Raw genomic sequence first — 22,124 nt, forward strand, 5'->3', positions numbered from 1 at the left:
CATCGCAGCCGTAGTGAGGACAGTATTCTCCAGACGGTTCCTTGCTCATACACATCTGTTGTCTGTGATGAGTCATAATAAGTGTACTTCCAGATTGTTGGCTTGGTGACGGAAAAAACAATAATGGCTCCACCCCACGTGTTGGTTAAGCATCTCATGCCTCCGGCTCGACGAGGTCGTTGCTCTCAACAACGAGTTCCTGCACGGCGGGAGCAGGATCCTCCTCAATCGGAACGGTACGTATGTCGAGTGGGACCGGATACGCACGGTCGCCCTGCGCACAGAGCAGGAGCAGCCACTCCTCGGTCCCTTCACCGAGGACGACGTAGTGGTCGATGTCTCGCCGCTGGAAGACTGTCCGTTCTGACCGATTCACGGCACTCCAGTTTACTGGAAGTGAAGGGGTTGGCGTTCCACCATCCGGCGTGAGTGCTTCGTGCTTGTTGACGCCCGCGAATGCGGCCTCGATGTCATCGCCGGTGAGATGCCAGCAATTGGCTGGTCCACTGCACTCCAGTTGGCTCACCACGTCATCGCGGAACTGGATGTAGTGCTGGGAGGCAACGGCTTCGTCGTCGTAGTAATCGAGGAGGAGTCCGCAGGCGAGCTGTGCCGAACCGCTGCCAGTGTCGCCCCACTCGAATCTCGGCCTACTCTGTCGTATGAGATCGAGGCTTCGATCGGGGACAAGTCGCTCGTGTTCAGTGAGATTGAGTATGACCGGTCTGCCATCGACGCGCATCCCTACATACTCGACAGGGGCTTTGTTCATCGGGCTGGGGTCGCTCGCAGTCTGTACGTCTGTTCTGGGATAGTCGGTCGGATCTGTCTTCATGTGTCGAACGCGGGTCGTCGAATACCCCCGCACCCCTACCGGGGGTGAAAAACAGCCTCCACGAGCAGTGATTCAGTCGTTCTGTGAACGGATTTCGTCGGCCTGCTGCTTGAGCTGGCGAAGAATCCGAACACGCTGCTGATTCGCGTTCTCGTACGCGACACATGCTCGCAGCGTTTCCATATCGTGAATCGTCACGATTCCCGCGTTGATGAGTCGCGTGTTTGGCGATTCGAGTCGCTGTGCTGGCGACAGCCCGTTCGAATCTCGTTCTTGCTCTTCTGAGTTGCTCACTGATGATCGCCTCCGCTCTCACAGAGGCGAAATAGACCGCACCTGCTCGCTACTCGTCGTCTTCCCCGGTTGGATCTGGCGGGCGTCTTCGGCGAGATCGTGGATGTATCCCCGAAGGGATTCCATATCCTCTCGGGCATCCTCGAGCGTCTTGCCTTTCGCTTTCGCGATCACCTCATCCTGATCCCTGGTACCAGTTCCACGCTTGAGCTTCACGGTGAGGGAGACCCCGACATCGCTTCGTTCGACGTACTCGGTTGGTGCCTGTTGCTTACTGTTCTCGGTCGATTCTGCGTTCGTACGGGACTGCTGGGTGGGTTCTGGCATGGATTGCTCTCTGACTGTTAGTTGACGGACGGTGCGACTGGTTCATCGACTGTCTCACGAAGGGCCGCATCTATCTCACACCCGGTGAGTCGCCAGCGCTGTTCGGGACCACTACACTCCAATCGGCTCACGACTTCGTTCTTGAACGCCATGTACTCCGCCAGTGCGACGTCCTCGTCGTCGGTGTAATCGAGCAGGAGGGCGAGCGCGAGTTGCGCTGGGCCACTCCCCGTGTACCCCCATTCGAAGCCCGAGGGACTGTGGTTCGCCAGATCGAGACTCCGATCTGGGGTCAGTGGTTCACGGCCAGGATACTTTTCGATGATTGCGCGGCCTCGCTGTCGGTAGCCGACGTAGACGACGTCGGTCTTATCCGAAGTGTGTGACGCTCCAGATGGATGTGAATCACTTGTCCAACTCATGGTTCTGTTCGAGGGGGGCTTGTTCGAGCACCCCCGCACCCTTCAGGGGGTGAAAAACTCCCCAACGAACGCCTCTCCTTACGCCAAGTGAGACACCTCAGCAGGTTCTTCCATGTCGTTGAATTCACCGCGCTCGACCGGCTCCCAGTCGTCGCTGGGTTCCGGACTCCACCAGTCGACCTCGTAGGCACCCGGTGCGCCGAGAATCTTCACCCGAGCCGACCCGTCAGGCAGGTCACGACGAAGTTTTTCGTCGACATGTAGATTCCAGGTCGTGTCGGTATCGAAGCAGATGAGGACCGCTTCCTCGTAGCCACGATCCTCTTGCGACTCTTGGAGTTCCACCTGTGTGTTGCAGTGCTTGCAGAACACGCCCTCGAAGGGGATGTGGCTGAACACCTCGTGTCCGCAGACAGGACACCAGAGGAACTCGAACAGTGCCTCACTGTGACGGTTGAGTACTTCGAGGCTCATCGTTGGATCGTCCCGGTCAAACCGGGGCACCCTCTCCTGCCCGGACGAAAAACCAGCTCCTAACGCGTTCTCGATCAATTAGCGCTCGGCGCCGTATACGATCTCTGAGGCTGCTTCGTATCCACAGTTCCGACACTCGAACCAGCGCTGAACTTTCTCGCGGTCAGCCGTTTTCCCTCTGACGACCACGTCGCCGTTTAGACACTCCGGACAACTCAGTTCGGGTGCTGGTCTGTCACGGAGCGCGTTCCGAAACGCCGTCGCGCCCTTTGTCTCATACCCTCGCGACCAGACCGGGTAGCCGTCGACGAGGATCGCCCCACGCCATTTGTACCGGTAGGAGTCCGGGGCTCGATGCAAAACGGCTCGGGCACCGGTCTCAGTATTCCGATACTCGAGTGTAGGCGTACGATTTTCCAGTCGCCAGTTCGTAATCCGGGGCATCTTTTAGAAGTGGACATCGGCGGGGACGATCCAGAGATCCTCGCTTTCCTCCAGGATTCGATCCAACTGTTCGCGATGGCGGATGCCGCTCGCGTGCTGGGTGTACAGGAACACCGATGGCCCGTCGTACGCGCCAACTTGATGGAATGCGTGCCGAGCGAGGTCCTCGTCGCGCATGATCTCCTCGTCGGAGAGCTCCTCGATAGCGTCTTTCACCCGGTCGAGATTACGTTCGAACTCTTCTTTCGTCGCCTCCCAGCCTTTCTCGAGGAGCTCCTGGCCGTCCTTGGAGTCGACGGGGGCTGCAGTCGGCAACTCACCCCACCGCGCCTTCCCCGCAACGGACGTGTCCTCCTCATCGAAACAGACGTAGTAATCGAAGACGGCGCCGGCGTGTGGGTCCGCGCCGACCAGTCGGTCGAACACCGTCTTTCCGGTGGCCAGGGCGTCGTCGTGGGTCGATGCCTCTACGAGGGAGTAAATCACCATGTGCATCTCGAACACCTCGAAACGCCAACGCACCCGGAGTCGTTGCTCGCTCGCTCCTGCTGCGCCGGCACCCATCGCCGGCGCTCGAAAAACCTGCCTTGGCGGTTGCGTCTCAGGATTCGTCCGCTCGGTCGACAGTGATGGTCAGATTCCCGGACTCGTAGTCCGCTTCGAAATCGACGGTGAACGCGTCCGAGTCGTAGGCGGCGTGGTAGGCGCGGTGACGCTCGAGTGAGCCTGTCGCCTTGAAGTGGAAGAACGCAGCAGACGTGTAGGGCTTGCTCTGCGTCTCGATTTGCGTCTCCACCGACGCCGGGAGCGCGATCTGGGGCGTCTCCGTGTCGATACTCGCAGCGAACTCCTTCGCTTCCTCGACGGTTGCTTGCGAATGTGCCGGTGTCTCGCCGGTGAGGACGTTCACCGGGGTTTCCGTCTCGTCGGTGAACAGGACGTCTTCGAAGGTGTGTGTCCCGAGAATCGCCTCGGGATCCAACTCGCAGTCGTGAAACGGGTCGTCGTCTGAGGTCATCGAATCACGAGCCTATGGCGGGGCTCACCCATTCTGACCCCGGAAAAACAGGACCTGCCACGAAGCAGATCGAACTAGGAGTGGTTCAGGCTCGCCTTCTCGAAGGGTGACTCTCCGGTCGGAATGAGCAGCTCCTGTCGGTCTCCGACTCGCTCGGCCAGCTTCCGTTTCAGGTACTGTCTCGCCGTCGACGGCGTGAAGACGCCCTTGTCGAGCATATCGCCGACGACGTCTTTGAGGGCCGCGAACTGGCCCTGCAGGTGGCCGTCGCCGACCGGCTCGCCGTCGTACCAGCGCACCGTCGCGAGCGCGCCGTTCCCGACTGTCTCTCCCTGTTCGACCGTCTCCGAGTCGTACTGGAGCCCGAACCACAGCGTCCGATAGGCGGTCACCTCAAACGTCGTCGACACCACGAAGAACGCCTCGTGGTGGAGGTAGTCGAGATGGTCCGCGACGATCTCGTCGAGGGTGAGCCCGGTGGCGCGGGGTTTCGGCTCGACGACCGTCGACGGTCGATCCTCGCCAGCGAGGTAGCCGTCGACGGCATCTGCCTCGAGGCCATCGGCCAACTCTGCGAGGAGCTGTTTCGCCCACTTGGAGTCGGTGTCGTCGCCACCGAACGGCGATTCAGCCGAAATTCGGCGCTTGAGCTTGAGGTTTGCTGCACCCCAATGGCTGTAGTGGAGCGTGTACTGTCCGTCTGTGCGTTCGTACGCAACAAGTGCGCGATGTCCCATCGAGCAATCACCTCACGGGGCGACCGCGACTGGATCGCCCCGCACCCCTCTCGGGGACGAACAACGCTACCAGTAGTTGCTATCGAGGCTTCTTTATTCGGGATGAGTAGTGAAATCGGGGCGGCTAAATCGGTAAGTAGAATTGCTTAGTTATTTGAACGAAGTCAGTGTAAATGCGTGTATGGATATTGACGCCGGCGAGTTCAAGAAGAACATAGAGAAGGCGTTAGAGGAGCAGTCAGGGCTCCGGATGAACGAGCAGAATGAGATCCCGTTCGAGCAATTGTTCACAGAGGAGTTCATGCAGCTGTACACAGAATTCGACTCTTTCGAAGCGTTGCTTGAGGCAAGTCAATGGGATGTTGAGGACGAGGACGATTTCGAGGCCATCCCGGAGGATGAGTTCGATACCTATGTCGACGAGCACACGGATTTTCCATCGTGGGAAGTTATGTCTCAGACTGCGGCTCAGCGGTTCCTTGAACGTCAATTCAACTGAAGTGAGTTACTGACTGACCTGCCGCCCGAGCTTGGTGATCTCCGCCTCACTGTACCCGCCGTCACTCGAATTGATGTAGGCTTGTGTCTCGACGTATCCTTTCTCTCGGAGCAACCAGAGGTTATGATCCACGACGTCTGACGACCGGCCCACTGCCTCAATCAACTCGTCACGATCAACCCGTGGATAGGTAGGATCCGATCGGTATGACTGGAGTAACACGTCCAGGATTTCATCCTGAACCGCGTCATTCAACAAGAGTTCCTCACCCAACTCTTTTGCTCGCCACAGCGTCGTCGGTGTAATCGTCAGTGACCGCTTCCCTGGCCGCCGCTTGAAGAACCCATCATCCTTTGAGAACCGCCACACCTTATCGATCACGTCCTCATCAACGTCCTCGAATTCATCGTTGAGATAGCTGCGTAGCCGTTCACCTTGTGGACTCGGCCAGAACGTAAACGGCTGCTCTGTAAACCTACAATATGACTCACGGATCAATTCATTCTGGACCCGCCGCTCGGTCGCCGATAACCCCTCTGTCGCACCTACGTCATGCTCCGTCGATACCCCATCTCCATCCCCATTCACCACATCGTCACTGGTATCGGACCGATCAGTCCCGTCCACGTACTCGCCAGCGTCCTCCGGCTCGACTCTATTGTTCGACGTGTTGTGGACTTGGATCGCTAGAATACCCAGAGTGCCTAACATACCGATCACACCAGCAATCTCCACGAGCGAAAATGGTGTATAGACGGTTCCGATCCCTGCGAGAATCAAGGCAGCAAGCCAGGCAAGGATGAGCTTCCCGATGAACCGCTCAGTCACGTACTGCCCAACCGACATCCTATCACTGCAAGTATTCACAGACCAGTATTATAAGTCGTAGGAGAGCAGCCTCAATCAGACATACCCACCTGATTTTTCAAGAGTTGCTGAGAAGTACCGAATTATGAGTCAAAACGACAGGACATCTTGGTTCATCGATTCCGAGGGGCCAAATGAGGAGGCTGTCGAACTGGCCTTTGCGTGGGTGCAACAGCTCGGTGAGCAGCATGAAGAGAAACGAGATGCTGTCTTGGCAGTAAACACGAAAAAGCAGCTGGACGGTGTCGTATCTACTGTGATCGGTGACCAGGCAGCAAAGGCGTTGAATAAAAAGAAGCCGGTCGGCGTCGGTGAAGCAGAGATCCAGCTGATGACGAAACGGATTGATCCATCAGGGTGGCAAAGCGGTCCTGTCCTTGCTATCTACCCAGACAAAGACCTGCTGGACAAGATTGACGGAATGTATGGTGTGACCGATGTGCTCGTCGTGCCTTGGTCGAAGGACACCGTCCAGTTCTGGATCGATACCTGGGGCGCGTCAGCACTCCAATCAGATGCGAGTGGCGATGCACCAGAAATCGATAATCCGGTCGCCAAGGAAGCTGTCGACACGCTCGATGCATTGGTCAACACCTCGACTGGGATCACGCATTCGTCAGATCGTGCTACCTGTATCGAGATCTTCAAAACCCTCCATAGCAACGGCATCAGCTTCGATCCTGAAGCAATCAGAGCCTGGTTAGTCGCTGAAAAAGGCTGGGACCCGGATTATGCCGATGACGTAAAAGAGGTCGCCGAAGGCGTCCAAACGGGGAAACGCTTCCAGTACGACTCTGGCCGTCTTAGCAACGACATTATGAACCAGTGGAAAGACGCCGCAAATGTTAATTAATCCAATATAACTGCCGGAGATCGTTTTCACTCCGTTTGCTCACGTCCCTGTAGTGACCGCTCTGATGCATCTATGCTCTGTACTGACCAACTGTTTCAGCTCTCACTCTAAATAAAGAAACAGTATCGGAAACTACTGCTACTCGTCGATCGGGTCGGGGGGACTGAGGTCCGCGTGGAGGACTTCGCCATCGCGAACGACGTACCGCTTGGCCAGGACTGGGAAGCGGCACTTGGTGAACCCCGCCGTCTGGATATCGAACTCTTCGTCGGCTTCGAGATGGTCAGCGAGTTCTCGCAAGAACTCGTGGGTCACGATGCCGCCCGCGTAGTCCGGGAGGCCGTTCTCCTGCGCCTCGTACACCTCGAAGTCATCGTACCCCCAGATGGTGAGCTCGCCCTCCTCAGTGACCTCCCAGTCGAGCGTCCCGAAGCAGTAGCTCTCACAGAGCTCGCGGACTGTCTGCGGATCCGATACGATCGCGCCCGTCGACGTCGTCGCAGCTTGCAGTGTGGCCATATCTGGACTTCACGGGGTCGCCCCCGCACCCCTGTCGGGGCGATAAACCGACGCGAGACGCACCTCGCTTGGCGTGGCCGGCGACTCCAGTTAGGAGTCTGCGTGGGCGTCTGCCCCGGATCCGTCGCCCGGCCGCGTGAGAAAGCTCACTTCCTCCAGGAGATCTTTCGCTGTCTCGACTCGCTCTCGATCCGCGTCGTCCAATCGTTCGACGTCAAGTCGGTTGAGATTGCTGAGTACACGATGCATCCGGTAGCCTTGCTTGAACTGTTGGTCCATCGGAAGCGCCTCACCGCTCGCCGGCGCGGAAAGACTCCCCATCGAGACTGGCGTCGGGGTTGGAGGAAGTCACGACCTTAACCAACGAACCTCGACGGTACTCGCAGTTTGTTGGTTAATCGGCGCTCAGCACTGGGGCTACTTGAGACTGGGCCCGTAGCGAGCCGAGCCACACACCCGGCACTCCCAGATCGGTTGGCCCGTCCACGCCTCATCTGGGATCGATTCATGGGTCTTGAACCGATGGTCGGTTGCCCGTCCACAGCTCTGACAGTCGAGTTCCTGAGTCGTCGGTACCGACGACACCTGACGATCAGTCGCACTCTCGCCTGTGGATTCGGTCAACGCCATCGCAGGAACCACCCACACCGCGTCGTCGGCGTCGTCGAGGACCTCAGTGAGACGCGACGCGTCGTGGATGCCGTTCCCTCGCTGGTCGTAGAGCCGCGTCGAGGCCTGCTCTTGGCGCTCGGACGCTCCCTGCCCGTGCCACCCAGTCCGGTCACGGGCGGCACTGAGAAGCCGCTCTCCCTCCTCTGACGAGACCTGTACCGCATCGGGGAGTGAGGGCCATTGCTCGGCTAGCTGGCGCGCCGGCGCCTCGTCGAGATCGTAGATGAGCGTGTAGTCGTCGACGGCCGACTCCGCGTCGTTGGCAGTGAGGAGCTTCGCCGCGGCGCCACCCTTCGCGACGGCGCCGTAGAACGTGGCCGACTCGACGACCAGGTGGACGATACCGAGGTACGTCGTCGACGCTGACTCGTCCGTGCTGGTGGCCTCACTACCGAGATGGTTGGTAAGACAGAACCGGCATTTCGTCTGCCCGTCTGGGACTGACGCCCCACAGGACCGGCACTCGCCGTCGGTGGTCGACGGCTTGTCAGGGTAGCCACCCGTGGTCGTCGCGACGCGTTGCCGCCGGGTGTCACCCTCACACCCGTCGTCCAGCCTCTGGTCTGGAATGTGGGACGCCTCGCCGGTCGGCCGCAGTTCCTCAAAGTCAGAATATCTGTTGTGCATCGGTTGGCTCGTAGCTTCTGTCGGTTTCGCATTTCAATGTCCGGACGACTATGCTCGTAACGAACTCTCGATTATGCGAGAAGGTACAAACATATATGGGAGTATGGCACGAACCCTGTTGTAAGAGGTGCTAAGCATGTCGGAATCCCCACGGAATGGCGTCCAGTCGTGGACTGAGTCGATGAGCGCTCGCGACCGTATTCGAGCCGTCGCCGAGACGCTTCGTGAACCCCGGTCGGTTAACTGGATCAGCGAGCAGGCCGCCGCCGCCTGGAGCACGACCAACGAGGAGCTCCAGGACCTCGTCGACCAAGGCCAGCTGCGCCGCGTCGAGGCCGGCGAGACGACGCGCTACCAGCCGGACTACACGCGACTGCTCTTCGAGGAAATCCGCACGCTCATCGAGGAGAACACGCGCGAGGAGTTGCGGAACGAATTGGCCGCGATTACCGAGGAGATTGAGGAGTGGCAGGCGACCTACGACGTCGAGACGTGGGAGGACCTCGAACAGTCGCTCGCCGACGGCGACCTCACAAGTGTCGAGCTCCGAGAACGGCGTGACGTCATCGCGTTCTGGCGCGAGAACGAGGAGGATCGCCGCCTCATCAAACACGCACTGGAACTCTATTCGGATGTGGAAGCCGCCCGCGAACAGATGACCGACGTAGCTGACCGCGCCACGAGCTAATCCTCCTCTCTCACAGAATGATCTTTCTTGCCGGTCGGGACCGCTATACACAGCGGACCCTCCTCCGCGACGTTCACGACCGATTGACGAGGCAGGCTGGGTGTGAGAACGTGCGCTATCGCCCGTCTCGACGCCGACCCCGGTACGTCATCGCGGATGTTGACCCAACGACGTTCCTGAGTGACTCTTACGACGCGGAGACCGCACGGCTGGAGATTCGCTTCTGGTACCCCGCCGGCGTCGACCACGAATACTACCGCATCAACTGGGTCGAACCGGAGCGGAATCTGATGCTCGGCTTCCACCAAGATGCCGACCATCCAGACCTTGGATCCTGCCACATCCAACTCAATTACGAAGACACGCCTGTCGATCGGCATAGCGCGACGTTTCTTGATGCGCACCCACTCGCCGTCCTCGATGACCGACTACAGCAGTTCCCGGCGGCGGTAGAGGCAATTCGCTGGGAGAATGGGGCGCCTTCGCTCCCTACTTGGCCGGTCTAGACAGCTAGTTCATCGAGCGTCTCGTGATGCGTCCGAACTGTGGTTGGCGTGACATCCCCGGACTCGGCAACGTCACGTTGCGTCAGCCATCGCCCCTCCTCGCGACCGGCCTTGTAGAGGCAGGCCGCTGCAAACCCGGCCGGATGGACGCCAGTCGTTACGCCGCGCTCTTCAGCTTGCTCCGCGAGGGTTCGGGCTCGCTGACGGATCTCGTCCGGACACTCGAGGTCCGAGGCGAGTCGCGGCACGAACATGCTGGGGGAGACGGGCTCAGCGGGGAGGCCCAGCTCTTCGTTCAGCGTTTTGTACGCGTTCGTGACCCGGGACTCCACGACGCGGGCCACCTCGCTGACGTCATCTACCAACCGCGAGCGACCGTTGCACCGGCAGGCCCCGTACACGCTGGCCGCGGCGATGGCCTCGATGGATCTGCCTCGAAGCAGATCCTCATTCTGAGCACTCCGAAAGAGCTGACACGCCTGGTCACGAACCGAATCAGAGAGTTCGAGGGCGCTCGCCAGTCGGCGCACCTCGCCCAGCCCGTGTGCGAGATTCCGTTCCGCTTTCGACCGCCAACGACCACGGGTCTGCTCACGGCGCATTCGAGCGAGTCGCCGCCGCTTCTTCCCGGAGAGTTCGTTCCCCTTCGCGTCGGTGCCACGCCTGATCTCCGTTGACAAGCCTCGATCGTGGCGGGCCGCAGTGAGCGGGGCGCCCGTTCGTTCACACTCCTCCTTGTCGTACGCCCGCCACTCCGGGCCGTGATCGATACGCTGCTCGTCGATAACCAGGCCACAGTCCTCACAGACCGTTTCGACCGCGTTCGTCGTGACCCGTCCGTCGCATTCGGGACACTGGTTCGCACTCGACTCCGTTCGGACGTCTTCGTCGAAGCCAGTTTCATAGATGTCTCTCGTTGCCATTGTTCTCACCGAGGGAATTGCTCTATGTCGAGCCCCTCACCCATTGAGGGGTCAAGAAACGCTATCAAACGGAACGACCCAACGCGGGTGCAGGATTTGAGAATATGCGCGGAACCCTAGCCATGAGGGTGTGAAATCGAACATCGTGTTAGTCCCAGAGGTACTCCCGGCGCTGTTCCATTTTTTCGCGCTCGGTGCGTCGGTCGTAGTGACGATCAAGGACGTCCTGGCTGACGTCTATCCGGTCGCTGACCACTTCGACCGGGACGTCTTCGAGCAGGTGTGACGTGATTGCGCCGGAGCGGATGTCGTGCGGGGAACATACCGAGTGACACCCAGTCGGGGCTCCGCTGTTCGCCGCGTCGCACTCCCCGGGGTCGCGGTTGTGCGGGCACGGGCTCCCAATGTAGCACGGTCGAGTCCAGTGGTAGACGATATCTCGAACCGTTCCCGTCGCCGGCCAACCCTGTATGGTCGTCAGCAGCGGTTCGCGGCCGTACTCGTCTTCGATATCAATCCGAGGTCCCCGAGATAGTCGTCGAAAATCTCCGTCAATCTCAGAGACAGAGCGATGAATCGTTACCCACCGGTCCCATTCTTCAGCGGTGTGTCTTCTTCGGGGTGGTGGACCAGCTCGATGGCGTTGTCGTCTAAGTCGTAATCATCCAGATCTGTCGCTCGCGCCACCTGTTCGCATTCCCGTGTACCAGAACAGGCAGAACAGGACGCGTGTGACTGCCGTAGTGGAACCCCGATCTCCTGAGGCCCTGAAACCAGAGCTCAGCCGAATGTAACGGGAGGCCTCGCCAGAACAATTTTAACAGGATTTTAAGCTATAAGAACTCAATAAGAAACACGCTAAGACACAATAAACCAGCAAATATCTAAGTTCAGCTCGGCGAATATAATATTGCAGCGAGAACATACAATTATAATGGCGAACACACAACACCACCTGTCTACACAACTATGACGTCTAAGCACGAAGGGACGAAGCAGGCAAGGGGTGAACTAAGCGAAGATCAATTTGAGGAAGCTGCTGAAAAAACGGTTCAGTTGCTCCAAGATAGCGGGCCGCTGAGTCATGACGAAATTACCTCAAAACTAGAATTTGATGACGAGTTTGTTACTCAAAAATTGATACATGGATTGAGGAACGAGGGGAAAGTTGCCATTACTCTTGATCGGCGTTACTCTCTAGAGGAAGACGAGTAGATACAATCGAGTCCGAGTAAGCTCATGAGTGAATCTTTTGAACGTTCCCAACGCCTTGTAGGCTCGTCGAAGAGAGACCAGAGAAATGCTTTTCAACGCGATAGAGACCGAATTCTCTATACTCATGCGTTTAGGCGGCTTTCGGGTGTGACTCAAGTTGCTAGGGTTGGTGAGTCATACACATTTCATGACCGACTGAGCCACTCCCTAAAAGTAGCTCAAATCGGACGGCGTATCACCGAGTATTTTCTCAATGAAACCGAAGGTCCTGATGTACCCTCTGGATTAGAGATTCATCCAGACGTTGTTGAAACATCTGCACTAGGACACGACTTGGGCCATCCCCCATTTGGACATGCGGCAGAAAAAACATTGAACAAAGTCATCACCGAAGACTTTGGTGTCCATGATGGGTTTGAGGGAAATGCACAGTCCTTTCGAACAGTGGCACGGCTTTCAGCTCATGATGAGGTAGAGGAAGGGCTAAATCTCACGATGGCCTCACTCAATGCCCTAATTAAGTACCCCTGGGAGCGCGGAGATGACCAATCTGAAAAAAACGAGTGGGGCGTAAACGAATACGATAAATGGGGCCATTACTCGACAGAGACGGATGTGTTTGAAAAAGCACGTACACTATCTAGTCAGGAAAAACGTCCCTGTCCTGAAGCCTGTATAATGGACTGGGCAGATGATCTCGCCTACGCGGTTCATGATATGGAAGATTTCTATCGAGCGGGGATTATCCCGCTAGAACAACTGCTCGAACGCTCCGTTGAGAGGGATGAGTTCCTCGAATATATAGAAAACCATTCAGATATCACATGGGGTAGAGGCCGAGAGATATTGGATTGGTTGAGAAAAACGGGAGGAGAAACACTACTGACCCCCTACCGTGGAACAAGAAAAGAGCGCAAGCAGCTAGATTACTTTTCATCGACATTGATAAACAGGTACGTCGGACGAGAGAAAGAGGGAGTCGCACTGCAGAACACCGCTGACGATGCACCATATTTGGATATTAACGAAAATATGAAACAAGAGGTAGAGTTGCTGAAAAAGATGACATATTACTACGTTATAAGCAACCCGTCATTATCCTCACAACAACGTGGAGAGAAAAAGATAGTCGAGAAGTTGTTTAACATACTATATGGATGCACATTGCCCGATGATAGCGAAGCGCTTGATAAAGTAGAACAAGACTTGATGCCTGAAGATGTTGGAATGGTCCCTTACAGATTCAAGCAAGAAGTTAGACATCAAAAAGAAGAAGGAACAAAACAAACGCGTGTTCGTACAGCAGCAGATATCATCTGCAGTATGACTGAGCAGCAAACAATTTTGATGTACGAACGTCTTACAGGAAGCGCACCTGGGTCCATTCGAGACCAAATCGTGACCTGACAAGGGCTTAATTAATCAGTTTAGGAGATATTATTCAGTAAATCGTCTCCGTCGACTCCCCCATACTCGTCCGATACTGAAGCCTGAGAACTGGCCTGTTACGACAATCTCTCACATCTTGTGGCGGGTAGCAGTCCCGAAAGTTCTCCAAGTTCTCACGTGGACTCCACCAAGTGCGTGAGCGCGGCGTCGAGCAAGGCCAACACCGCTGAGTCGCCGTCCATCTAATCAGTGTTACCGACTCGGTTCTCAGTAACTATCTCGACTTGAGTTACAGCCAATGTTTATTGACACAAGGTGGCACCTCGTGCTTGATGACTGAGAGCTACAAGCAGCTATATCAGAGAACGTTATCGGGATCTGTCCCAACTGCCACCGTCGAGTACATCACGGGAACGATGGAGAATCATTCAATCGAGAGCTGATTAAGAAGGCAGAGGGGCGGAATCAACGGTTCGAATCGGTGCTCAGGTGGGTCTCCGCCTCTACCTTTCCTCGGGAAGAGCGCTGTGAATGCTGCGCACGACAGGAACTTCCAGACTTCACTTTCACCTCACTTCGGCATCGCTTAAGTCTGTACCTGCCGAAATTGTTCGGTAGAACACGGGTGATTCCTGTTGCCTTGGATTGCGTATCACAACGATGAAAAGAAGGCACCAGAGCAGGTGCCCTCGAAAACAGATGTAATCTGTGTTGAGTGTGGGGAACGGATGCGTGTCTGGAGACGGTCATCAGACGGTCGCGCTCGGCATTTCAAACATATCGGGGACATTGGAGCTGGAGGAAGCGGTGGGGGGGCAGCGTGTGAATCAGTCGCGGAGTCGGACAAACATCTAAAGTGGAAATCGTTGGCGGCCAGTCGGCTCATACAAATCTTTGAAAATGAGATGGAGACTTGTGAGCTGGAGCGCGCATTAGAAGCACCAGTGTCATCGAGTAATCGACGTGTCGGAGACGTTGTACTTGAGTTCAAAAGTCCGGACCCACAATTAGGAAAGGGAATTGTCGCAGAGGTCCAGCATAAGAACGTCAGTAAAGACATCCAAGGTACAACGGCCGACTACATCGCCCAAGAGTTTGCGGTTGTGTGGCTGGATAAGAGCGATTTCGCTCCAGATCGTTGTCGACTCACTGAAGTCGACCTTCGAAGCCGTGCACGTGATGCAGTCTGGCCAGAGCACTCACATAGTTCAGATGACTATCCTGCCTATTGGCATGCTTCCCAGTACATTTTAGAAGATGTTCGGTGGAAACTCGGAGATACGGTGATTCCCGCGAGACTTCCCACAGAATGGTTTGATAGCCACGCTCAGCGGATATGGTCTGAGCAAACATGGGAATCACTGTTTAATCCCGGGAAATCAGATCAGTTCCTACTCGAAGCAGCGATTCCTAGTGTAGACGCAGCGCGGAACACAGCCGTAACTTTCCCGCCGGAGTGCGTTGAAACGCTCGTATATACGAATTCGGACTGGAACGCCCTATTCGACGACCCAGTCGACTGGACAGAAAATACCCCTGTTGAACTCGAAATTGATTTTGCACCGTTCTTCTCGACCGAATTCTGGAACAAGGCTTGGTATAGAGGCCGTGATGAGATGGATTCGGGACGTGACGACCTACAACGACCTGAAACATTATTTGATGATGTTCAATGCCATTCGTGTGGTCATTATATATTTTGGAAGGAAGCGGGCAAAGAGTGTACTAATTGCGGAGAAACATTCGACTGGTTATGGAATATACGAACAGGACGTATATCGTATGAATCGGTTCCAGAGCATGTTGATATCGGTGGGCGTGTTGAGAGATGAAATCTTAACTTCCGTTGTAGCGGGGACCGTGAATACATATAAAGGTCAATTTTGCTCAGTTGTTCAATCAAAGGCCAAGGGTCGGAACCAGTGGTTCGAATCAGAGACTGTGTAAAACTTAGCCACGTCACCCGTTTCTGAATTCCAGATTCGATAGTATAGATATAGATTCAAGTATTCTTCAATGAAGAAGATAATCACAATGGATGGGAATTCAAGAAGCTATCAAACCACACCTCGCAGAGGGTGAGAAAATCAATGCGGCAAGAGCGAGCGCGTCAGACGCGATCGTCGTAACCGACAGGCGAATCATCGACATCCAGCGCGGGGCAGCGGAGCACAAGAGAGTGTGGCAGCGGCTAAGCGCGTAGCAAATCTCTGTAATAAATGTCAGACCCATATCCGAGGTTGTGGCTGCGCGCGCAGCGACCTGTGGGAGCGAGCACGGAGCGGAGGGTGGGGCGGCGGGGCCTGGGTCGGTCCGGCACGTAGCAAAAAAGAAGGGTGCGACGACCGGCTACTCCCACCACCGACCGCGTTCGGGGAAATGCACGGTACTCCATCCCGTTAGGGCCACGGAGACGCGCCCATTGTACCAGTTCTTCGCCGCCCCGTGAATGCGAACTCGTTCGCCCTCTTCGATCCAGGGTTGGTCACTCGCCACCCACGACGTCAGCTTCGTTTTCCCACTGTCGTCCTCGATGAGGCCGACTTGTTGAATGGCCGGCGAGCTGCTCTCCCAGAGCACCGTCACACGACCTTCGATGCTCACCTCTTTGCGATTGACGTCTTCGAGCTTTCCGATGGGAACCACCGTCCCGGGCGCAGTCTGCAACTCTTCGAACACCCCGACAACCGCGCTCATCAGGCCTTTCCCACCGACCACGGCTTCACCCAGCCGCCGACCAATCGCTGCTCGCGACCAGCCATCCAGCTTCTTCGCCAGCCGCATCGACTGCTTGTTCACCGCCGCCAACTGCTCCTGCGTGAGTTCTGCACGGGGATCACCTCGTTTCGGGTCAGCTATCGGATTCACGCTCGCCGCCCGCTTCTGGAACTCTGCACGCCGCTCAGCGCTCCGCTTCGCTGCGATATCTCGCGTTCGCTTCTCCCGACCTTCCTGCGTCCCCAGCTCTGCTTGGGCACTGATTCGCTCCAGCTCTGCCTCCCGCGCTCGAATGCGCTCTTCCTGTTCGAGGGTCGCACCGTAGATCCGCTCGTCACTGGTGTCGACCATCCCGTCCGGGTGGTTCGCATCGACCTTTGCCTGCACCTCCATCTGCACCGTCGCCTGAAACTCCGGGGTCTCATCGACGACCTCGAAGCCGTCTTCGTCGACCGCCGCTTCGTCCGCCTTTTCGAATGCCTGTTCATCGACCGAAACCTCATTACCAAAGACGTTCTTACTTGACATTGGATCTCACTGATCCGAAGGCGCTTACGCGCCGACACCGCGATGTTGCACCATCGCGGTTTTCCGACGACAACGACCGACAGAACCATCTGCGCGCTCTCGCTCGCGCCTTCGCGAGCGCCCCCTGGGGCGCGAGCGAGAGCGCGCCATAGGGAGGCCACACAACCAGCACCGCGCGTCGACCCGCCCGGAGCGAGCGGCCAGCTTTAAGCCGTTTCTCGTGTCCGGTCCGGACTGCGGGTCCGTGTCCAGGGCGACGGTCGTGAGCACGGCGAGTCGTGGTATGACTCGCCGCGCGGAACGGCCCAAAGCGCTGGAACGCGAAAGCCCGCGAGGGGCGCAACCGAAAACGCGCTTAATGCTGGCGTCGAGACCAGATTCACTTTAGCCCGGCAGTCCGCCCGCTACTGCAGGCAGACCGCCCGGAATGGTCGGTCGCGAGCGACGCGGAGGGCGGAATGCGGCGAGCGGTGCGTGCCGTTAGTGAAACACCGTTCAACCGGGCCTGACGCTCAGTGACACAGCCGATATCCTGGCGGACTCAGAAAGGGCGAGGCCGCCTCGGACGTCCCCCGACCCCGCAAGCACCACAGGCACGAGGCACGCAGCGGCGGTCGCGGGACGTCGAGCGGCCGAGGGCTTTCGAGTGTCTTCTCCCCGCGAATCAGGCTTGAATCCCGTCAGCTGTCGCCGGCGACCAGGTCCTCGATGAACCGGAAGCCGCTGACGAACGTCACCGAGTCTCCATAGCCCTCGCTCGCGAGCACCGTTTCGGCTCCCTCGCCGGCCGCGATATCCGTCGTGTAGATGTAGACTTCCGTCACCGTCCCCACACTGAGATGCTGGGCAACCAGCGCGGCGAGCGCGGCGTCGGCGCGATCAACCTCATCCTCAGGCCGGTCGTCGGCGTTCGCGATGTACCGCTGGACGCCGTCCACTACCCGCGAGACGACAGGCTGGGAGAACTCGAGCGGCGCCGCAACAGTCGCCCACCCCTCGTCGATTGGGGTGTCGATGGGCGGGGGTTCGAAACTGCATCATTCGGACGCCTCGTCGGCGTCGTGTGCGGCCGTCCAGCCTCGGTGGAAGACGGCGAGTTGCGTCATTGCCCATTCGATGTCAACCATGGCCGACGAATCGGACGGGGCTGCCAAAACGGTTGCCCGGGGGGCCGTTCAGCAGATGTACAGCAGCATCCAGAGTGGGAGTCGGAGGATGGAGTCGTCTGTTGTGTAGGGGTTGGTGATGTCCTCGCCGGCGACGATGCCTCGGGAGGCGTCGTCTGTTGAGTCGATGAATGCTGTTACAGCGGCGGCGGCGGCGTCTTCTCCGCGGCGTTGAGTGAGCCCAATGGGTAGGGGGTTGCCTTGGATGTCGAGGACGTATTCGACTGTGTGGCCGCTTTCGTCCCAGTACTGGACGGGCATGTCGATGTCTCTGTGATAGTTGAGGTTGAATGCGAGGCGGCGGAGGTGGTCGTAGACGACGGCTTCAGTGAGTTGGCGTCGAACGTCATCCGGTCTCGAGTCAGGATCGGTATCTGAGTAGGTGTTGAGGGCAATCACGAAGCGCGGGTCGATGAGGTACATGCGGAGCGAGCGGTGCCGTTCGTATCCCCATTTGTACGAGTGCGCGAGGATGAAGAAGTCCTCGAGGATGGCGAGGTATTTCCTGATAGTGCGGCGGTCGGTTTCGAGCAGTTCGGTCAGGTCGCTGAACTCGAACTCGCTTGTCGGGGTTTGCGCGACGAGTCCACAGAGCGTGTAGAGGTCGCCGGGGTCTTCGATCGAGTAGAATTCCAGGACGTCGCGGAAGATCGTGAGTTGGAGTGCTTGCTTGATCGGGGCTTCTCCGCTCTCGTCTCGGAGTCCGCTTTCGAAGCGGTAGTTCTCGACGACCGACCTGGGGTGTGTGTCGGTTTCGGCGAGCTCGTTTTGGAGGGTCAAGCAACGGTCGACGACTGATGCGATATCGACGTCGTTGGAGCTGTCGAGCGAAGCGCGGATCGGGTAGATGTAGTCGTCTTTATCGGGTTTGGGGACGCCGTGTTCGGCGTTGGCGTAGTCGATGAATTTCGGCGGGCGGAGGATCGAGTTCGTATGCTCGGTGTGCGATTCGAATCGGTCGAGGGTATCGTCTTTGACGGGGAGGGTGATCGCGAAGTGCGTGTCCGTAGTGTTCTTGAGGAGGGACTCGATCTGGTCTGCCCATCCGGCGATGTGGTGGGCGTCGTCGAGCAGGAAGTAGGTCGGTTGGTCGGTTTCGCTCGCGTTCCGCTTGATGTACGAGGAGTACCAGTCGTGGACGTCGAGGATGAATCGGTCGTCATCGGTGCCGTAAAGGGGTTGTCGAGCGAGACGTACACGACGTTCGTGGGGGCCGCTTCTTCGTTGACGATGAGGTCGTGTATGATCTGGTAGAGCGTCGAGGTCTTTCCGGCGCCGTGCGCGCCTACGAGCGCGTAGAACCGTTCGTCCCGGACGAAGTCGTAGTGGTAATGGTAGTCGCTCCGGCGGGGTTTGCGGTAGGGCGTGTCGGCCGCGGTCGGGGGCTGGCTCGTTTCCCACCACGGGTTGTACAGCGGTAGGTCGCGCTGCAACCGTACTGTCGACATAGCGGTGCTAGTCAGTACGGCATCTTATGCTTTATGATGAGTCTATATTTTGTTCTTATATATTGACGTGACGCTATCTATTCAATAATAATATTCTCTTGTTGCACTCTGATGCACCTAATCCGAACATTTATGCTCCCCGGTGCATTTGGTGCCGAGTATGCATCGTCACCAACCGACCTGGCTGGACGCTCGGTTCCGGAGCACACAGCCCGCCTGGACACCGAGTCCGGCGAATCAAGCGGGCTGCGTGCCGATCCGGTTCGGCCGGTCTCGTGGCGTGGGGCGCGCACCCGCTCGAGGCAATCAGGCATGAAGACGAAGACAGACATCGTCGACGGCGAACAGCTCACGATCACGCTCAAACTCACGGACGTCATCGAGATCGACAAGGGCTCTCTCGCCCGGAAGGTCCTCTTCGAGGACGCCGACGGCGCGTCGGTCCCGCTCGTGGTATTCGAGAGCAACGACTGCGCGGCCTACGAGTGGGACCGCGGCAGCTGGTACACGCTCACAGCAGCGAAGGGGAACTACTACGGCCCGTGGAACGAGCTCCAGCTGGTGCCGTCGTGGGACTTCGAAATCGAACGACTCGACGAAGCCCCGGACGCGGCAAACGACACCGGCCCCCAGTGGAAATCGGCAGTGACGAAGGCACCGACGACGAGTTCGTGCCGGCGTCCTCGATGCGGAAGACCGAGCAGCCGACCGCCGACGGCGGCAACTCGCTCACCGGTCAGTTGCTCGCGCCTGGGAACTACCTCCTGCACTTCCCACTCGGTGACCTCTCAACGCTCGACGTCTACGCCTATGACCTCGACGTCCCTGGCGGGCTCGACCCCACGGACGACGACGTCCAGAACGGCGCGCTCGGGTTCACCGCCCGAGTCGCTGCGAACTACCGCTACCGCTCGGGCGCGCCCGTCACGGCGAACGGCCCGCTTAGCCTGTACGCCGTCGAAGAACTCACCGACGAGCTGTCGGTCGGCGACTACACCGTGCGTCCCGAACGGCGGGACACCGAGACGCTCGCGGCGCAGTCGTTCGACGACCGCGAACCGCTCTGCGAACTCGTCAAGCAGGACATCAAGTCGGCGTTGAACGGGTCGTACGAGGTGAACGCGATCAACTCAATCGTCGAGCACTCGCCGCATTTTAGCGCGCCAAGCGGCGACTTCACTGCGTCGCGCGAGTACAAGTGCCGGGTCTGGGTCGACCCGGACGGTACCGTGCTGTGCGGCGTGGACGTCGGGTTCCACCTCGCCTCGACGTTCTCCGCCGCCGAATACGTCCGCCGGGGCTACGATATCGAAGGCGTCAGGGTCGAACACGACACCGAGGTCTACGCGAACTCCGCGACCGGGACCGTCGCCGAGCTCGCCGACACCGGCTACACCGACCGCGTCCCGGAGATGGGGTCGTCGATCGCGGCGTACCACCGCGACCACGGCTACGTCGATCCCGCAGTGATCGACAGCCTGACCGCCGGCGACCCTACCATGGCGCGCATCGACTACGGCTCGGCCACGGGGCTTCAGGTCCTCGAGCTCTGCCGCGTCGTCCCGTCGCTCGACCAGCTTAAACGCGTCGACGCCGACTTCCACAGCCAGTTCCAGCGAAGGACTCGGCTCGCTCCGAAACAGCGGTTCTCGGCCGCATCGTCGTTCGTCGAATCGATCGGGACCACGCCGGCGCTCGGCCTCACCCTCGAGGCGCGCCCGGTGAACGACTGCTACTCCGAGCTCGCCGTCAACACCGGAACGAACAACCTGCGGTTCCGCGCCGACCGAACCGCGTCGTACGGATTGCGCGGCCTGAACGACTACGGCGTCTACCAGCGCCCCGAGTCGTTCGACCTGCTCGCGGTCTACCCGGACCAGCAGGAAGAAGAGAGCCAGGAGTTCTTGCGACTCCTCATCACGACGCTGAACGATTACGGCGCGGACCCGACCAGGCTCGACCAGGAGGCGTACACGCTCGGGTCGGAGTTCGAGTACACGCACGTCGCGTCGGACGCCGCGGAGTACGACGGCGTCGTCGCCGTCGTTCCCGACCCCGACTGGCTGGCGCAGTACCCCGATATCGCCGATCCGTACCCGGAGTTCAAGCGGCAGTGGGGGCAAGCGAAGGTCCCGTCGCAGATGGTGCTGGTGTCGAACCTCGACGAGGAGCGGTACCAGGCGAACATCGCGTCCGGTCTGGTCGCGAAGTGCGGCGGCATCCCGTGGCGTATCCACGACGTCCCGGGCGACACAGACGTCTTCATCGGGCTCGACGTCACGTACGACCTCGACACCGGCCTGCACCGTGGCGCGAGCGCGAACGTCGTGCTCGCCGACGGCACGATCCTCGCGTCACAGACCGTGTCGCAGCAGGCCGGCGAGACGTTCGAAGTCGACGACGTCGTCGACATCATCAAGACCCTCCTGAAGGTGTACGCCAGCGAGGAGAACCGCTCGCCGAACCACATCGTCATCCACCGCGACGGCCAGTTCTACCTCGACGTCGACGACCTCGTCGACCGGCTCGACAGGGGCGGCGACCTGATCCCGAAGGTCGACCTGGTCGAGATCCGCAAGAGCGGGAACCCCCGGATTGCGAACTACACCGGCGACGCGTTCGAGGTCGCGAACAAAGGTACGGGATTCGTCTCGAACCACACCGACCACGCCTACCTCGCCACCACGGGCAAGCCCGAACGCCTCCCGGGGACGCCACAGCCGATCCAGCTCATCAAGCGGCACGGCTCGACCGACCTACAGACGCTGACGCGGCAGGCGTACTGGTTGTCGGAGGCGCACGTCGGCTCGGTGAGCCGCTCGACGCGGCTCCCGATCACGACGTACTACGCGGATCTGTGCGCCGACCACGCCCGCAAGGGCTACCTGCTGAACGGCGAGCTCATCCGCGGGGTGCCGTACGTATGACGACGCGACGCCAGCGCGCCGGCCCGTC

General features: G+C 58.6%; 26 protein-coding genes and 1 pseudogene. 9 read left to right on the top strand and 18 right to left on the bottom strand.

Annotated elements, in window-relative coordinates; translation table 11 throughout:
- Positions 1–154 precede the first annotated feature (154 nt).
- From C2R22_RS23950 to C2R22_RS23990, 9 genes are all read right to left on the bottom strand, one after another.
- Positions 155–835 (bottom strand): DUF6166 domain-containing protein, encoded by a 681-nt coding sequence (locus C2R22_RS23950; protein WP_103428272.1) that lies wholly within the window; start codon positions 833–835, stop codon positions 155–157.
- 72 nt (positions 836–907) lie between these two features.
- A complete protein-coding gene (locus C2R22_RS23955; RefSeq protein WP_103428273.1) occupies positions 908–1,129 on the bottom strand; it encodes a hypothetical protein in 222 nt (73 codons plus the stop codon).
- A gap of 18 nt (positions 1,130–1,147) precedes the next feature.
- Complete coding sequence (locus C2R22_RS23960) at positions 1,148–1,456, bottom strand: DUF7389 domain-containing protein (protein WP_103428274.1); 309 nt, start codon at positions 1,454–1,456, stop codon at positions 1,148–1,150.
- A 17-nt stretch (positions 1,457–1,473) separates the two neighbouring features.
- Complete coding sequence (locus tag C2R22_RS23965; protein WP_103428275.1) at positions 1,474–1,878, bottom strand: DUF6166 domain-containing protein; 405 nt, start codon at positions 1,876–1,878, stop codon at positions 1,474–1,476.
- Positions 1,879–1,956: 78 nt separating this feature from the next.
- Entirely contained in the window at positions 1,957–2,352 is a 396-nt protein-coding gene (locus C2R22_RS23970; protein ID WP_103428276.1) for a DUF7567 family protein, read from the bottom strand.
- Between the two features lie 78 nt (positions 2,353–2,430).
- Positions 2,431–2,796: a DUF7568 family protein gene (locus C2R22_RS23975; protein ID WP_103428277.1), complete on the bottom strand. Its 366-nt coding sequence runs from the start codon at positions 2,794–2,796 to the stop codon at positions 2,431–2,433.
- A 3-nt stretch (positions 2,797–2,799) separates the two neighbouring features.
- A complete protein-coding gene (locus tag C2R22_RS23980; protein ID WP_103428350.1) occupies positions 2,800–3,291 on the bottom strand; it encodes a hypothetical protein in 492 nt (163 codons plus the stop codon).
- A 106-nt stretch (positions 3,292–3,397) separates the two neighbouring features.
- Positions 3,398–3,814 (bottom strand): hypothetical protein, encoded by a 417-nt coding sequence (locus C2R22_RS23985; protein ID WP_103428278.1) that lies wholly within the window; start codon positions 3,812–3,814, stop codon positions 3,398–3,400.
- A 74-nt stretch (positions 3,815–3,888) separates the two neighbouring features.
- On the bottom strand, positions 3,889–4,551 hold the full coding sequence (locus tag C2R22_RS23990; protein WP_103428279.1) for a DUF6735 family protein: 663 nt from the start codon (positions 4,549–4,551) through the stop codon (positions 3,889–3,891).
- A gap of 181 nt (positions 4,552–4,732) precedes the next feature.
- Between C2R22_RS23990 and C2R22_RS23995 the strand changes: the two genes are divergently transcribed.
- Entirely contained in the window at positions 4,733–5,050 is a 318-nt protein-coding gene (locus C2R22_RS23995) for a hypothetical protein (protein ID WP_173862854.1), read from the top strand.
- 6 nt (positions 5,051–5,056) lie between these two features.
- On the opposite strand, the gene C2R22_RS24000 is transcribed toward C2R22_RS23995, so the two are convergent.
- Positions 5,057–5,896 carry a hypothetical protein gene (locus C2R22_RS24000; RefSeq protein WP_103428280.1) on the bottom strand — a complete coding sequence of 280 codons (840 nt, stop codon included), beginning with the start codon at positions 5,894–5,896 and terminating at the stop codon, positions 5,057–5,059.
- A gap of 106 nt (positions 5,897–6,002) precedes the next feature.
- On the opposite strand from C2R22_RS24000, the gene C2R22_RS24005 reads away from it, so the two are divergent.
- Positions 6,003–6,770 carry a DUF1889 family protein gene (locus C2R22_RS24005; protein WP_089649930.1) on the top strand — a complete coding sequence of 256 codons (768 nt, stop codon included), beginning with the start codon at positions 6,003–6,005 and terminating at the stop codon, positions 6,768–6,770.
- Between the two features lie 138 nt (positions 6,771–6,908).
- Here C2R22_RS24005 and C2R22_RS24010 read toward each other — a convergent pair whose 3' ends face one another.
- From C2R22_RS24010 to C2R22_RS24020, 3 genes are all read right to left on the bottom strand, one after another.
- The gene (locus C2R22_RS24010) at positions 6,909–7,289 is read right to left on the bottom strand and encodes a hypothetical protein (protein WP_103428281.1); all 381 of its coding nucleotides are present in this window, start codon (positions 7,287–7,289) and stop codon (positions 6,909–6,911) included.
- A 90-nt stretch (positions 7,290–7,379) separates the two neighbouring features.
- A complete protein-coding gene (locus C2R22_RS26770) occupies positions 7,380–7,568 on the bottom strand; it encodes a hypothetical protein (protein ID WP_103428352.1) in 189 nt (62 codons plus the stop codon).
- 138 nt (positions 7,569–7,706) lie between these two features.
- Positions 7,707–8,588, bottom strand: a complete 882-nt coding sequence (locus C2R22_RS24020; RefSeq protein ID WP_103428282.1) for a biosurfactant protein 1 — start codon at positions 8,586–8,588, stop codon at positions 7,707–7,709.
- 136 nt (positions 8,589–8,724) lie between these two features.
- Between C2R22_RS24020 and C2R22_RS24025 the strand changes: the two genes are divergently transcribed.
- Together C2R22_RS24025 and C2R22_RS27245 are read left to right on the top strand one after the other, a co-directional pair.
- The gene (locus C2R22_RS24025; protein ID WP_103428283.1) at positions 8,725–9,276 is read left to right on the top strand and encodes a DUF7342 family protein; all 552 of its coding nucleotides are present in this window, start codon (positions 8,725–8,727) and stop codon (positions 9,274–9,276) included.
- A gap of 17 nt (positions 9,277–9,293) precedes the next feature.
- Positions 9,294–9,782: a hypothetical protein gene (locus C2R22_RS27245; RefSeq protein ID WP_103428284.1), complete on the top strand. Its 489-nt coding sequence runs from the start codon at positions 9,294–9,296 to the stop codon at positions 9,780–9,782.
- Here C2R22_RS27245 and C2R22_RS24035 read toward each other — a convergent pair.
- The gene (locus C2R22_RS24035; RefSeq protein WP_103428285.1) at positions 9,779–10,705 is read right to left on the bottom strand and encodes a transcription initiation factor IIB; all 927 of its coding nucleotides are present in this window, start codon (positions 10,703–10,705) and stop codon (positions 9,779–9,781) included. The two genes, C2R22_RS27245 and C2R22_RS24035, sit on opposite strands and share 4 nt — an antisense overlap.
- A 130-nt stretch (positions 10,706–10,835) precedes the next feature.
- On the opposite strand from C2R22_RS24035, the gene C2R22_RS25490 reads away from it, so the two are divergent.
- The 3 genes from C2R22_RS25490 to C2R22_RS24040 all read left to right on the top strand — a co-directional run bounded on the left by C2R22_RS25490 (position 10,836) and on the right by C2R22_RS24040 (position 13,327).
- Positions 10,836–10,991 carry a hypothetical protein gene (locus tag C2R22_RS25490; RefSeq protein WP_162562659.1) on the top strand — a complete coding sequence of 52 codons (156 nt, stop codon included), beginning with the start codon at positions 10,836–10,838 and terminating at the stop codon, positions 10,989–10,991.
- 683 nt (positions 10,992–11,674) lie between these two features.
- The gene (locus C2R22_RS25495; RefSeq protein WP_162562660.1) at positions 11,675–11,920 is read left to right on the top strand and encodes a hypothetical protein; all 246 of its coding nucleotides are present in this window, start codon (positions 11,675–11,677) and stop codon (positions 11,918–11,920) included.
- A gap of 24 nt (positions 11,921–11,944) precedes the next feature.
- Positions 11,945–13,327, top strand: coding sequence for a deoxyguanosinetriphosphate triphosphohydrolase family protein (locus C2R22_RS24040; protein ID WP_103428286.1), 1,383 nt, complete (start codon positions 11,945–11,947; stop codon positions 13,325–13,327).
- Between the two features lie 34 nt (positions 13,328–13,361).
- Here the strand turns inward: C2R22_RS24040 and C2R22_RS27720 are convergent, their stop codons facing one another.
- On the bottom strand, positions 13,362–13,442 hold the full coding sequence (locus C2R22_RS27720) for a hypothetical protein (protein ID WP_449329048.1): 81 nt from the start codon (positions 13,440–13,442) through the stop codon (positions 13,362–13,364).
- Between the two features lie 811 nt (positions 13,443–14,253).
- On the opposite strand from C2R22_RS27720, the gene C2R22_RS25500 reads away from it, so the two are divergent.
- Positions 14,254–15,141: a hypothetical protein gene (locus C2R22_RS25500; RefSeq protein ID WP_162562661.1), complete on the top strand. Its 888-nt coding sequence runs from the start codon at positions 14,254–14,256 to the stop codon at positions 15,139–15,141.
- Between the two features lie 517 nt (positions 15,142–15,658).
- Here C2R22_RS25500 and C2R22_RS24055 read toward each other — a convergent pair.
- From C2R22_RS24055 to C2R22_RS24070, 3 genes and pseudogenes are all read right to left on the bottom strand, one after another.
- Complete coding sequence (locus C2R22_RS24055) at positions 15,659–16,555, bottom strand: DNA-binding protein (protein WP_103428288.1); 897 nt, start codon at positions 16,553–16,555, stop codon at positions 15,659–15,661.
- A 680-nt stretch (positions 16,556–17,235) separates the two neighbouring features.
- Positions 17,236–17,583 (bottom strand): annotated as a pseudogene (locus tag C2R22_RS24065) (hypothetical protein); the annotation flags it as partial.
- A 147-nt stretch (positions 17,584–17,730) separates the two neighbouring features.
- A complete protein-coding gene (locus tag C2R22_RS24070; protein ID WP_103428289.1) occupies positions 17,731–19,125 on the bottom strand; it encodes a DUF4143 domain-containing protein in 1,395 nt (464 codons plus the stop codon).
- Positions 19,126–19,801: 676 nt separating this feature from the next.
- Between C2R22_RS24070 and C2R22_RS24075 the strand changes: the two genes are divergently transcribed.
- Complete coding sequence (locus tag C2R22_RS24075) at positions 19,802–22,096, top strand: Piwi domain-containing protein (RefSeq protein WP_245903128.1); 2,295 nt, start codon at positions 19,802–19,804, stop codon at positions 22,094–22,096.
- Positions 22,097–22,124 lie beyond the last annotated feature (28 nt).

It is taken from the genome of Salinigranum rubrum (assembly GCF_002906575.1).
GTDB classification, from domain to species: Archaea; Halobacteriota; Halobacteria; order Halobacteriales; family Haloferacaceae; genus Salinigranum; species Salinigranum rubrum.